Genomic DNA, 12,156 nt, shown 5'->3' with positions numbered 1-12,156 from the left:
CGAACGCTAAAGAGATCCGGAGTTTCCATGATCCGCATTCTTGCATTTGTTGCCGCGCTGCTTTGCGTCGTGCCCGCGGTCGCGCAGCCGCTGCCCGCCGGCCTCGACAAGGCCAATGCGATCGTGATCGACTCGACCAAGGGCCGCATCGTCATCAAGCTGCGCACCGACATCGCGCCCCAGCATGCCGAGCGCATCAAGCAGCTGGCGCGCGAGGGCTTCTACAACAACGTGCCGTTCCATCGCGTGATGGACGGCTTCATGGCGCAGACCGGTGACGGCCAGAACTTCAACGGCACCGGCGGCTCGAAATATCCGAACCTGAAGCAGGAGTTCTCGCAGGTGCCGTTCAAGCGCGGCATCGTCGGCATGGCCCGGCGCGGCGACAGCGTCGACAGCGCCAATTCGCAGTTCTTCATCATGTTCGCCGACGGGCCGAGCCTCAACGGCCAGTACACCGTGATCGGCGAGGTGGTGTCGGGCATGGACGTGGTCGACAAGCTGAAGAAGGCGTCGGCGGGCTCGCCCGGCGGCGCCGTCACCGACCCCGACAAGATGGTGAAGGTGCAGGTCGCATCCGACATCAAGTGATCCGGATGGCGGCGCCCAGCAAACCGTTTGCCTGGTTCGCCGCGCCGCTGATCTGCCTTGCGCTGGCCACGCCGGTGCGGGCCGAGCCGGAGCAACTCAATACGATCAGGGACGTTGTTCTTGCCATCCACCGCTGCTGGCGGCCGCCGCCGGCGGACAAGGCCGGACCGATCGACATCACCGTCATCGTCAGCTTCAACCGCGAGGGCGCGATCCTCGGGCATCCCAGGATCAGTTACGAAACGCAGGAGGCCACCGACAATGACCGGATCGCATACCGGGTCGCGGTGATGGAGGCGTTGCAACGCTGCACGCCGATGCCATTTACCGAGAGCCTGGGCGGCGCAGTCGCTGGCCGCCCATTCGCAATCCCGTTCAGGAACAAGAAATATCCACCCCGAAGCCAGGAGAAGCGAGCATGGCTGCTACCGAGAATACTCTGATCCTCGAAACCACCCAGGGCCCGGTCACGATCGAAATGCGCCCGGATCTCGCGCCCGGCCATGTCGCGCGGATCAAGGAGCTGGTGCGCGAAGGATTCTACGACGGCATCGTGTTCCACCGCGTGATCGACGGCTTCATGGCGCAGACCGGCTGCCCGCAGGGCACCGGCATGGGCGGAAGCGGCAAGAAGCTGAAGGCCGAGTTCAACAAGGAGCCGCATGTCCGCGGCACCGCCTCGATGGCCCGCGCCGCCAATCCGGATTCCGGCGACAGCCAGTTCTTCATCTGCTTCGACGATGCCTCGTTCCTCAACGGCCAGTACACGGTCTGGGGCAAGGTCACCGAGGGCATGGAGAATGTCGACAAGATCAAGCGCGGCGAGCCGGTGCAGAACCCGGACAAGATCGTCAAGGCCCACATGGCCGTCGACGCGGCGTAAGTATTGACCGTCATTCCGGGGCGATGCCTAAAGCATCGAACCCTCAGGTGCGCAATTGCGCACCGAGAATCCCGAGATTCCGGGTTCACGCTTCGCGTGCCCTGGAATGACGGCGGTGAGGTACTGATCGCGCCATGCGCACCGATCTTTTCGACTTCGAACTGCCGCCCGAAAGCATCGCGCTCCGGCCCGCCAGCCCGCGCGATTCCGCGCGGATGCTGGTCGTGCATCCGGACGGCGCACTGCGCGACGCCACCATTGCCGACCTGCCGCATTGGCTGGAGCCCGGCGATCAGGTCGTCGTCAACGACACCAAGGTGATCGCAGCCCAGCTCAAGGGCCGCCGGATCGGGCGTGAGACCGAACCGAAGATCGAGGCGACCCTGATCAAGCGGCTCGACGGCTCGCGCTGGCAGGCGCTGGTCAAGCCGGCGAAGAAGCTCAGCCCCGGCGACAGCATCCGCTTCGGCAACGAGGGCAAGGTCTGCCTGCTCGGCAATCTCGATGCAGAGGTCGAGGCGAAGGGGCAGGAGGGCGAGGTGACGCTGTCATTCTCGTTCCACGGTCCGGTGCTCGACCAGGCGATCGCAGATGTCGGCGTCACACCGCTGCCGCCCTACATCGCCTCCAAGCGGACGCCTGACGACCAGGACGTCAGCGACTACCAGACCATGTTCGCTTCGAACGAAGGCGCGGTCGCCGCGCCGACGGCCGGGCTGCATTTCACGCCGGCGCTCGAGGCGGCACTGCGCAGCCGCGGCGTCGAACTGCACCGGCTGACGCTGCATGTCGGGGCAGGGACGTTTCTGCCGGTCAAGGCCGAGGAGACCTCCGAGCACAAGATGCACGCCGAGTGGGGCTGCATCACCGCGGAGACCGCTTCCGCCTTGAATGCCGCGCGCGCAAAAGGCGGCCGGATCGTCGCGATCGGCACCACGTCGCTGCGGCTGCTTGAAAGCGCCACGACGCCTGACGGCATCGTGCAGCCGTTCGCGGCGGAAACCTCGATCTTCATCACGCCTGGCTATCGTTTCCGCGCGGTCGATATCCTGATGACGAACTTCCATCTGCCGCGCTCGACGCTGTTCATGCTGGTCTCGGCCTTCTCCGGCCTCGATACCATGCAGAGCGCCTACGCGCATGCGATCAAGCACGGCTACCGGTTCTATTCCTACGGTGACGCGTGCCTGCTGTTTCGCGGGAAATCAGACCAATAAGCAAGATGGGCATCGTCTGCCCATCACTGCAGTGGTGTCCTGGAGCGGAAGAGCCAGACCGATGGCTCAGTCTTTTCGGCGGCTCAGGTAAAATTGAACATGCTCGCATCGAGCTGCGCGGGAGCGACGCCGATCAGCCAGGCCGCATTGCCGGCCGCGTCGGTGATGATGGTCGTGTTGATGCCCGCCGAGTAGAACGAGGCGGCCTGGACATCCGCGAATGAGTGCAGCGACGTGCCGGCAAAATCCAGCAGGTCTTTGACGCCACCCGTATTGAAGTCCTCGATCACCATGGTCTCGGGTGCCGCATCGGTGATCATGAACGTATCCGAGCCGCCGCTGCCCCAGACATAGTCGACACCGCCGCCACCGTTGATGACGTCGTTGCCAAAGCCCATCAAAAATACGTCGACACCGCTTCCGCCGGTGACCGTATCTCCGGCGTTGGAGCCGTAGACATAGTTCTGGCCCGATCCGCCGTAGATCACGTTGCCTTCGGTCTCGCCCGAGGAGATGAAGATGTTCAGGCCCGATCCGCCATACATGGTATCGACGCCGGCCCCGCCATAGAAGTAATTCGTGCCGGGCCCGCCATAGAGATAATCCGCGCCGTCGCCGCCGAACATGACGTTGACGTCGCTAGCGCCAGTGCCTCCCGAGCCGACTAGAATGTCGTTGCCCGCTCCGCCAAACAGATAGTTGAAGCCGGCGCCGCCATAGATGGAATCGTTGCCGTCTTCGCCGAGCAGCACGTCGAGGCCGGTTCCGCCGACCAGCAGATCGTTGCCCGCGCCGGCGTAGATGTAATTGTTGCCGTTGCCGCTGTAGCCGGTGTCGTTGCCGTTGCCCAGCACGAGCACGTCGTTACCTACGCCGCCGCTGACCAGGTCGTTGCCATCGCCGCCGTAGAGCAGGTTGTTTCCCGTGCCGCCGTCGACGATGTCGTCGCCGCCGCCGCCGTCCATGGTGTCGTTGCCGGCTCCGCCCGAGAGAGTGTCGCCCAGGGTAGAACCGGAAATGTTGTCATCGCCCGAGAAAAACAGAGTTAGCAGCGCGTCGTTTGGAATATGAACGGTCGTCGCGTATGGCTCCGCTTGCGTCGGGCTGATAGTGTACCAAGAGCTGAAGTCGACCGCGACTGATGTATTCGATATATTAAAATCTACCGCACCGTTGTGCGATGTCTGCATCGATGTGACAGTGCCAGATGCTGCAGCAAAGTAGATGCCATCATTGTTAACATCCGTGTAGGTGAAGCCGCTTCCGGACACAAAAGCTGCGTATTGAGTACCCACGTTCGCCCAAACGAATCCTGCACCAGTTCGGCTCGAAAAACCCGCAATATAGTCGTTCTGGTTCGCGGGTACGAAGACGGAGAACAGGGTCGCAAAGTTGATGGCTTGGTTGGCGGCGGTAAATGTCGTCATGCTGAGAGCCCCGATGCAATGCTCATTTGGAAAAAGGCATAAGCCGTGTCCCTTCGCCCTCTAATTGCATTTTAATGTCGAGCGTGCAATTCTCAACCAGCGCACGAAAATTGGTCCGCTTGCTCTCACACTGTTAAACGGGTTGGGTCTGCGAAGGCAGTGCGTGCGCGAGCTATACGTGGTTCGCCCGCGGGGCATTTGAGCGAGGTGAGTACCGGTTCGGCCTGGAAAATGCATCAAGACCGGAATCCAGAGCTCCGTTCCGATTCAATCGGAACGGAAAGGCTCGAGGCATTGGATCACCCCGGGTCAGATCGCTAGATCAAACGCAGTCGTGTTGGCGGCATCCGACGACACGCCAACACTCTTCAAGAGCCGCTTGCGCTTGCTCGACGTCTTCCGATGAGTGCACGGCCTAGGTAAACGTGAACAGGCTCGCATCGAGTTGCGAGGGAGCCACGCCGATCAACCAGGCAGCGTTGCCGGCCGCGTCGGTGACGATCGTCGTGTTGATGCCCGGCGAGTAGAACGAGGCGGCCTGGACGTCGGCGAATGAGTGCAGCGACGTGCCGGAGAAATTCAGCACGTCGTTGACGCCACCCGCATTGAAGTCCTCGATCACCATGACCTCGGGAGCCGCATCGGTGATCGCGAAAGTGTCCGAGCCACCGCCGCCCCAGGCGTAGTCGACGCCGCCGCCGCCGTTGATAACGTCAGCGCCGGAGCCCATCAGGAACACATCAACGCCGCTGCCGCCCGTGACCGTATCTCCGCCATCGGAGCCATAAACGTAGTTTTGGCCAGAGCCGCCGTAGATGACGTTGCCGTCGGTCTCGCCCGAGGAGACGAAGATATTCAGGCCCGATCCGCCATACATGGTATCGACGCCGGCGCCGCCGTAGAAGTAATTGGTGCCTTGTCCGCCGTAGAGATAATCCGCGCCGTCGCCACCAAACATCACGTTGACGTCGCTGGCAGAGGTGCCTCCTGAGCCGATCAGAACGTCGTTGCCCGATCCACCAAAGAGATAGTTGAAGGCGGCGCCGCCGTAGATGGAGTCATTGCCGTCTTCCCCGAGCAGCACGTCGAGTCCGGTACCGCCAACCAGCAGATCATCGCCGCTGCCGGCGTAGATGTAATTATTGCCATTTCCGGCGTAACCGGTGTCATTACCGTTTCCGAGGACAAGCACGTCGTTGCCTGATCCGCCGGTGACCAAGTCGTTGCCATCGCCGCCGTAAAGAAGATTGTTGCCGGGCCCACTGTCGACGGAGTCGTTTCCACCCCCGCCGTACATGGTATCATTGCCGTCCCCGCCCGAGAGCGAGTCACTCGCTGTAGAACCAGTGATCTGGTCATTGCCTGCAAAGAAGGCATTCATGAGCGCGGTGACAGGAATCTGGACCGTTCCTCCCGCGTACCATGAGCTGAAGTCGACTGCGACCGACGTATTCGTCACCGTGAAATAGGGGGACCCATTGTGCAGCACTGAAATCCCGGTAACTGTCCCTGATGCAGGAACCTGGACGAACAGGACAGTCGTATAAGTGAAATTGGTTCCGGTCACAGTGGTCGTGAAACCATTGTCGTTCGTGTAGGTGAATCCGGACGCGGTTTCGTTCGAAAACGCGGTTGCCAGATGAGCCAGATTGTTCTCGCTGAAGACGGAAAAAAGTGTCGCGAAACTGACGGCTTCGGTATTGGCCGTAAATGTCGTCATCCTGAAACCTCCGAAACAATGCCTTGTCCGCGAATGAGGCTTCCTAAAATATCCGGTCCAATTAACGACAGTTCAGTTGGGCTGGCCGACCGAACGTCGTGCAGGTCAAAGCCAGCATCAGACAGGCAACTTACCGGCGAAAAATTTAGCAGAGCCCGCACGCCGCCGGTGTGAAGCAGGTAACACCGGCCGATCGTACGAGGCCCATTCGAGCAAGCTTGCCGGCCGGAGTCAATTGAAGTTGGTATGACGCTCGTCTATCCCTGCCTGCTGTTTCGAAGGATGGGGCGACCCGCATCGGCCGGGATCAAACCCGGCCGGCGTCGACGATGTAGGTCTGGTGGAGCAGGCGCCGTCCAGCTCGCCGAGCCGAGCCTGATGAGCGAGGCATCGCCTGACTGCTTCATGTCGTCGCGCGCCGCATTGGGCGTGCGGGACCTCAGCACATTCCAGCTTCCCTCACGCCATCGCGCGCTCAGGCAGCAGCTCCGCGATCTGCACCGCGTTCAGCGCGGCGCCCTTGAGCAGCTGATCGGCGGCGACGAACATCGAGATCGAGTGGCCGCTGGGGTCGCTGAGATCCTTGCGGATGCGGCCGACCAGCACGTCGTCCTGGCCGGAGGCGTCGATCGGCATCGGGAAGTAGTTCTTGGCGCGGTCGTCGACGATCTTGACGCCCGGCGCCTGCGCCATGATTGCGCGCACTTGGTCCTCGGTGATCGGCTTCTCGCATTCGAAGGTGATCGCCTCGCAATGCGCGCGCAGCACCGGCACCCGCACGCAGGTGACGCCGATCGCGATCTTCTCGTCCTCGAAGATCTTGCGGGTCTCCTTGATGACCTTGGTCTCTTCGTCGTTGTAGCCGGTCTCCGGATCGACCGCCGTATTGTGGTTGAACAGGTTGAAGGCGTAGGGGTGCGGCATCACTTTCGGGGTGTAGACCTGTCCGTTGAGATTGGCCCGGGTCGATTCGACGAGTTCGTCCATCGCGGCGGCGCCGGCACCGCTCGCGGCCTGATAGGTCGAGATGATGACGCGCTTGATGCGGTTCTTCTGGTGGATCGGCCATAGCGGCACCAGCGCGGTGATGGCGGCGCAGTTCGGGTTGGCGATGATGCCCTTGTGATCGCGGATCCGTCGCGCGTTGATCTCCGGGATCACCAGCGGCACATTCGGATCCATCCGGAAGGCGGAGGAGTTGTCGACCACGACGGCGCCGGACTTCACCGCAAGCGGCGCGAACTTCCTGGAGATGCCGCCGCCGGCCGAGAACAGCGCGATGTCGACGCCCTCGAAGGCGCGCTCGGTCAGCTCCTCGATCACCACCGGCTTGCCGCGGAAGGTGACGGTCTTGCCGGCCGAGCGAGCGCTCGCCAGCGCCTTCAGCTTGCCGACGCGGAAGCCGCGCTTGTCCATGGTGGCGATGAATTCGGCGCCGACTGCGCCGGTGACGCCGACAATCGCGACGACGGGATCGTTACTCACTTTGTCCTCCATTCGGGTTGAAATTCAGGCAACAAAAAAGCCCCGGACCTTCATCAGGCGGGGCTTCGGGCAGAGATGATGCGGTTCGACCGACTACGCGCGCACGCCTCCCGAGGCCCCGGAGGGCTTGGTGGTTTTGCTGGTGCGTTTGGTCGCGGTGATCATGGTGCGGACTTATGCGGGACAGATCGGCGTCCGTCAACGGCTTTTGGGCGAAAATCTGGCGAAGGATTACTGGGTATGCTCAGCGCCGGCGCGCGCCGGGCGGCTCGAGGATGACCTCTTTCAGATCGTTGCCGGCGAGCACGACGATGACGAAATTGAGCTTGCCGCGCTCGCGCATCAGGCCACCCGAGATCGCCTTGCCCGAGGTCGTGTGCTCGGCGACGCGCACCGCGTCCGCCAGGCGATGCCGGAGCGCCCTGAGCACCGTGAGGTTGTCGCGGTCGTCGGCATCGAGGGATGCCAGCGACGAAGGAGCCTCGCCACCGATGACTTCGCCGGTCGAGGCGTTGATGGCGTGCTGCCAGATGCGATCCCGCTGCATGGTCTTGACCCGGTAGACCGCGGGCTCGGTCGCCCCATCGAAGCTGACGTCAGCGGTGATCGCGCCGGAATGCAACGCCTCCGCGATCGCCATCGCCCTGCGCAGCGAGATCTGGGCCGCCTGGAAGCTGTCGAGCTCGCGGCGAACCGCGTGCACGTCGAGCGCGCTGTCGCTGTCCTGCGGGGTGAGGGCTGCGGCCGCCGAGTTCGTGATCGCATGCGCCGGCGAGGCGAAGGGCAGGGCCAGCAGCGCGGTGGCAAAGAGCCGCGTTCCGAATAGCCAAGGCCCAAATGTCCAAGGCAGCAGTCCGCGCAATCGTCCTGTCCTCATCGTCAAACCTGTATCGAACTCATGCTCGCGCGTTGCCCGCGCTTCGGATCGGCCTCTTGGGCCGGGAAAATGCGGCCGGCCCTTGTTAGTCAAAGGCCGGCCGCCGAACGTTCAGACGAAGCGATGGCGGCAGCTCCGTCCTAGACGATCGAAGTTTACAAGGCGGCGCAAAACCCATTGGGGGGCTGATCCGGGTTCGGCGTCTCTTTGCAACTAAACAATACGGTTTCGTTCCGTTTATTCAAGGCTCATCACGGCAACGTGTAAGACGCGGAAACGATCCTATTAAACTGTCAGCGGGACGGCCGGCGGCGCACCTTCGCGGCCTCCTTGGCCGCCTCGTGCAGCCGGTCCCTTGGCCCGACGGCGCCGGCGAGGAACAGCCGGATCGACACTTCCATCCGCGTCTCGGCGGCTTTCATGTCGATCGGAATCCCGAATGTCGCCATCCGATGGGTGTGGCCGACCACCATGTTGAGGAAGGTCTCGGCCGCAATCGTGGTATCTTCGAGGTCGAGGGCGCCCTTGTCGACCAGATGGTCGAAGAAATCCGCCGTCGTGGACACGGCTTTCGACCAGCCCTCGTCGACCGCGAGCTTGGCGACCTCAGGGAAATTGATCGCCTGCGCGGTCAGGATCCGGCTGAAGGCGATCGAATCGGCGCTGCAATTCAGCACCAGCAATTGGCGGCCGAGATCGATCAGCCGCTCCTCGACCTGGCCGTCACAGTTGCCGTCGCCGTGCATCTCGGCGGCGGCGGCGGCGAGCGGTGCAAGCCAACGGGCGATCTCGCGCCGGAGCACCGCGGCGAACAGACCGCGCTTGTCGCCATACTGCCCATAGACCGTGGGCTTGCTGACGCGGGCGGCCTCGGCCACCGCGTCGATCGATGTCGCCTCGAAGCCGCGCTCGAGGAACAGGCGCGTGGCGACCTCGATCAGCCGTTGGTCGCGCTCGATCGCAGCGTCCCGGGTCGGCCGGCCGCCGCGTGACTTGATCACGCCGCGTTTGGTCGCCTTGTTGGCCACCTTGGCCTTGGTTGCCGTCAATCCCATTGCCCATTCATCTCGTTGTGCGTCGGACGGGTCCCTCCGGTCTATAACCCGCGCGATGCGGATTCGTCCATTCGGCGGTATCGGGGGCGGGCCGCTCAGGGCGGCGTCGCGGTCCAGGCCTGGCCTGCGGCGGCCTTGTCGTAGCCGTACTGGTAGAGCGCACGCATATAGCCGGTGTCGAAGCCCTGGGTTTCCGGCGCCGGGTAATCGCGCTCGATATAGGACAAATGGAAGCCCAGCCGGTTGCGGCGGGCGAAATCATAGGTCGACAGGATCACGGAGCGGGTCTGCGCCTGCGTGATCGCGGAAATGCTGCGTGAGGCGACGTCGATCGTCGAGTTCGACACCAGCTCAAAATTGCCTTCGAGCTTCTTGTTGACGAGGATGTAGATGTTCATGCGGCCATTGGCGGGCCAGGCGCGCTCGCGGAACATCAACGCGTCGGGCAGCGTCAGCACCGGCGCGGTGACGCCGCCATCGACATGCATCTCCTGGAAGCGGCGGCCCTGGCCCTCGGCGTCGATCATGATCGGTGGAAACACCAGCGGGATCGAGGCGGAGGCAGCCATCACGTCGCGAAACAGCTGCAACGCGTCCGGCGTTCCGACCGCGGCGATCCGCCCCATGTCCCAGATCACGGTGCGTTGGGTGTCGAGATCGGTGGTGACGATCAGGAGCTTGCGGCCCTTGGTGTTCTCGCGCGCCACCTCGCTCAGGATGTCCGGACCGACATAACGCGCCACCAGTTCGCGCAGCCGCTTGTTGCCGAACAGGCCGGAGCCGAACAGCACCCGCATCAGGCTCGGGTCCTGCAGCAGGCTCTCCGCGATGCCTGAGGTATAGACCTCCTTCAGCGTGTCGTCGTAGCGCGAGCCGAGGAATGCAAAGGGCGCTATCAGGCCGCCGGTGCTGACGCCGGAGACAACCGAGAAGGAGGGACGGTTACCGGCCGCGGTCCAGCCGCTGAGGACACCGACGCCGTAGGCGCCGTCGGCGCCGCCGCCGGAGAGGGCGAGGTAGGTCTTGATCGGGGCGAGGTTGTCCTTCTCGAGTTTGAATTTGGACGCCGGCTCGTCGGCATAACGGCGCAGCCCGTCGAGATCGAGGACCCGCGAACTGGCGGCGTCGGCGGCCGTATACGGCGTGCGCGGGATCGAGCTGCAGGCCGCCAGCACGACCGCAAGCCCGCACAGCAGGGCCGCTTGCCGGATCATGCGCACGATCGTCATCCGATTGCGGATGCCGTCAGGCCGGGCGCTGGAGGGGGAGGACATCGCGATCGGGTTTCGGGCGGGATTGCTGTCGCGGCGGGACGGTCCACCGCCATATTGTTGACATAAAACGATACGGTTTCGTTTTGTTTAACGGAGGCACGGTTCCAGAGCAAGCTTGCGTTCGGCTGTGCGCGTTCACGAAGTCGCGCGGAAGCTGTTACCCGACGGGTTGATCGGGCGTCAGTGACACGCAATAAGCAGCCGCATGACGCTTCCCAATCATTTCGAGCTCTTGGCAACCGACGGCGCCGCCCGTACCGGCCGCCTGACCACGCCGCATGGCCTCGTGCGGACGCCCGCCTTCATGCCGGTCGGCACCGCAGGGGCGATGAAGGGCATGCACTGGCGCGAGGTGCGCGATGCCGGCGCCGATATCGTGCTCGGCAACACCTATCATCTCATGCTCCGGCCGGGCGCCGAGCGCATTGCCGGGCTTGGCGGCCTGCAGCGCTTCACCGGCTGGGGCGGCCCGATGCTGACGGATTCCGGCGGCTTCCAGGTGATGTCGCTCTCGGAATTGCGCAAGGTGACCGAGAAGGCTGTGACCTTCCGTTCGCATATCGACGGCGCCAAGGTCGAACTGTCGCCGGAGCGCTCGATCGAGGTGCAGCGGCTGCTCGGCTCCGACATCGCGATGCAGATGGACGAATGCGTGCGGTTGCCGGCCGAGCGCGCCAACATCGAGCGCGCGATGCAGCTCTCGCTGCGCTGGGCCGAGCGCTCCAAGCGCGCCTTCGAAAGTGCACCGGACGGTTACATGCTGTTCGGCATCGTGCAGGGCGGCGATATCCCCGACCTCCGTCACGCCAGCGCACGCGGGCTGACCGACATCGGCTTTCACGGTTACGCGATCGGCGGCCTCGCAGTCGGCGAACCGCAGGCGGTGATGCTGTCGATGATCGAGGAGACCGCACCGGCGCTGCCGGAGGATCGGCCGCGCTATCTGATGGGTGTCGGCACGCCGGAGGACATTCTGGAGGCGGTGGCGCGCGGCGTCGACATGTTCGACTGTGTGATGCCGACACGGAACGGACGCCACGGCATGGCATTCACCCGGTTCGGCCAGATCAATTTGCGCAACGCCCGGCACATCGACGACCCGCGTCCGCTCGACGAGGAGAGTTCGTGGCCGGCGGCACGCGACTATTCGCGCGCTTATCTGCATCACCTGGTGCGATCAGGCGAAACACTTGGGGCAATGCTGCTGTCCGAGATTAATGTCGCCTATTACCAGGAACTGATGCAGGGCATCCGCGATGCGGTGGCGAGCGGCACGTTCGAGGATTTCAGAACGAAAACGCGCGCCGGTTGGGCGCGCGGGGACATCGCTCAGAGGTGAGCTTATGTGATCAGTTGCACACGATCGGTTTGACCGCGTGCTTGGTCACGAACCCGTAACCGCAGGTGTCGCAGGTCCAGAGGTAGCTGATCAAATTGGCGTGGAGGTAGGCCGACGCTTCCGCCGCAACCATGGAATCCGCACACACCGGACAGGTCGGCAAATCGCTGCCGCGCGGATCGGGCCGAGACGCCGTGGTCGACAGAACTTCAGCAAGAGCTGGCATGTGACCTCCTTTGCGTTCTGAGCTGCACCTGACGAAAGTATATAAGCGCACTTGTTTGACCA

The 12,156-nt window shown here is 63.3% G+C and carries 12 protein-coding genes; 5 read left to right on the top strand and 7 right to left on the bottom strand.

Features of this window, described 5'->3' with window-relative positions:
- Nucleotides 1-27: 27 nt before the first annotated feature.
- From ACVW17_RS28115 to queA, 4 genes are all read left to right on the top strand, one after another.
- Complete coding sequence (locus ACVW17_RS28115; RefSeq protein WP_212013932.1) at nt 28-591, top strand: peptidylprolyl isomerase; 564 nt, start codon at nt 28-30, stop codon at nt 589-591.
- A gap of 5 nt (nt 592-596) precedes the next feature.
- Nucleotides 597-1,034, top strand: coding sequence for a hypothetical protein (locus ACVW17_RS28110; protein ID WP_456798999.1), 438 nt, complete (start codon nt 597-599; stop codon nt 1,032-1,034).
- Entirely contained in the window at nt 1,010-1,474 is a 465-nt protein-coding gene (locus ACVW17_RS28105) for a peptidylprolyl isomerase (protein ID WP_456798131.1), read from the top strand. The genes ACVW17_RS28110 and ACVW17_RS28105 overlap by 25 nt, the downstream gene beginning before the upstream one ends.
- 134 nt (nt 1,475-1,608) lie before the next feature.
- Nucleotides 1,609-2,691, top strand: coding sequence for a tRNA preQ1(34) S-adenosylmethionine ribosyltransferase-isomerase QueA (gene queA / locus ACVW17_RS28100; protein ID WP_456798130.1), 1,083 nt, complete (start codon nt 1,609-1,611; stop codon nt 2,689-2,691).
- An 83-nt stretch (nt 2,692-2,774) separates the two neighbouring features.
- Here queA and ACVW17_RS28095 read toward each other — a convergent pair whose 3' ends face one another.
- The 6 genes from ACVW17_RS28095 to ACVW17_RS28070 all read right to left on the bottom strand — a co-directional run bounded on the left by ACVW17_RS28095 (nt 2,775) and on the right by ACVW17_RS28070 (nt 10,469).
- Complete coding sequence (locus ACVW17_RS28095; protein ID WP_456798129.1) at nt 2,775-4,118, bottom strand: calcium-binding protein; 1,344 nt, start codon at nt 4,116-4,118, stop codon at nt 2,775-2,777.
- 415 nt (nt 4,119-4,533) lie between these two features.
- The gene (locus tag ACVW17_RS28090; protein WP_456798128.1) at nt 4,534-5,838 is read right to left on the bottom strand and encodes a calcium-binding protein; all 1,305 of its coding nucleotides are present in this window, start codon (nt 5,836-5,838) and stop codon (nt 4,534-4,536) included.
- A gap of 459 nt (nt 5,839-6,297) precedes the next feature.
- On the bottom strand, nt 6,298-7,335 hold the full coding sequence (locus ACVW17_RS28085) for an aspartate-semialdehyde dehydrogenase (RefSeq protein WP_456798127.1): 1,038 nt from the start codon (nt 7,333-7,335) through the stop codon (nt 6,298-6,300).
- A 232-nt stretch (nt 7,336-7,567) separates the two neighbouring features.
- Nucleotides 7,568-8,185 carry a PepSY domain-containing protein gene (locus tag ACVW17_RS28080; protein ID WP_456754885.1) on the bottom strand — a complete coding sequence of 206 codons (618 nt, stop codon included), beginning with the start codon at nt 8,183-8,185 and terminating at the stop codon, nt 7,568-7,570.
- Nucleotides 8,186-8,493: 308 nt separating this feature from the next.
- Nucleotides 8,494-9,255, bottom strand: coding sequence for a TetR/AcrR family transcriptional regulator (locus tag ACVW17_RS28075; protein WP_456754884.1), 762 nt, complete (start codon nt 9,253-9,255; stop codon nt 8,494-8,496).
- Nucleotides 9,256-9,350: 95 nt separating this feature from the next.
- Nucleotides 9,351-10,469, bottom strand: a complete 1,119-nt coding sequence (locus ACVW17_RS28070) for a patatin-like phospholipase family protein (protein WP_456754883.1) — start codon at nt 10,467-10,469, stop codon at nt 9,351-9,353.
- A 265-nt stretch (nt 10,470-10,734) separates the two neighbouring features.
- Here ACVW17_RS28070 and tgt point away from each other — a divergent pair, with 265 nt between their 5' ends.
- A complete protein-coding gene (gene tgt / locus ACVW17_RS28065; RefSeq protein ID WP_456754882.1) occupies nt 10,735-11,868 on the top strand; it encodes a tRNA guanosine(34) transglycosylase Tgt in 1,134 nt (377 codons plus the stop codon).
- Between the two features lie 10 nt (nt 11,869-11,878).
- On the opposite strand, the gene ACVW17_RS28060 is transcribed toward tgt, so the two are convergent.
- On the bottom strand, nt 11,879-12,094 hold the full coding sequence (locus ACVW17_RS28060; RefSeq protein ID WP_456798126.1) for a hypothetical protein: 216 nt from the start codon (nt 12,092-12,094) through the stop codon (nt 11,879-11,881).
- Between the last annotated feature and the right edge of the window lie 62 nt (nt 12,095-12,156).

The organism is Bradyrhizobium sp. USDA 4473, assembly GCF_054063335.1.
The sequence above is the reverse complement of the archived record's forward strand: the minus strand, read 5'-3'. Positions and strand labels throughout refer to the sequence as shown.

What these genes read in the sequence shown, in the direction of transcription:
- ACVW17_RS28090 (WP_456798128.1), bottom strand. Translation starts at nt 5,838, where the DNA reads ATGACGACATTTACGGCCAATACCGAAGCCGTCAGTTTCGCGACACTT.
- ACVW17_RS28075 (WP_456754884.1), bottom strand. Translation starts at nt 9,255, where the DNA reads ATGGGATTGACGGCAACCAAGGCCAAGGTGGCCAACAAGGCGACCAAA.
- ACVW17_RS28060 (WP_456798126.1), bottom strand. Translation starts at nt 12,094, where the DNA reads ATGCCAGCTCTTGCTGAAGTTCTGTCGACCACGGCGTCTCGGCCCGAT.
- tgt (WP_456754882.1), top strand. Translation starts at nt 10,735, where the DNA reads ATGACGCTTCCCAATCATTTCGAGCTCTTGGCAACCGACGGCGCCGCC.
- ACVW17_RS28095 (WP_456798129.1), bottom strand. Translation starts at nt 4,118, where the DNA reads ATGACGACATTTACCGCCGCCAACCAAGCCATCAACTTTGCGACCCTG.
- queA (WP_456798130.1), top strand. Translation starts at nt 1,609, where the DNA reads ATGCGCACCGATCTTTTCGACTTCGAACTGCCGCCCGAAAGCATCGCG.
- ACVW17_RS28115 (WP_212013932.1), top strand. Translation starts at nt 28, where the DNA reads ATGATCCGCATTCTTGCATTTGTTGCCGCGCTGCTTTGCGTCGTGCCC.
- ACVW17_RS28070 (WP_456754883.1), bottom strand. Translation starts at nt 10,469, where the DNA reads ATGATCCGGCAAGCGGCCCTGCTGTGCGGGCTTGCGGTCGTGCTGGCG.
- ACVW17_RS28105 (WP_456798131.1), top strand. Translation starts at nt 1,010, where the DNA reads ATGGCTGCTACCGAGAATACTCTGATCCTCGAAACCACCCAGGGCCCG.
- ACVW17_RS28110 (WP_456798999.1), top strand. Translation starts at nt 597, where the DNA reads ATGGCGGCGCCCAGCAAACCGTTTGCCTGGTTCGCCGCGCCGCTGATC.
- ACVW17_RS28085 (WP_456798127.1), bottom strand. Translation starts at nt 7,335, where the DNA reads ATGGAGGACAAAGTGAGTAACGATCCCGTCGTCGCGATTGTCGGCGTC.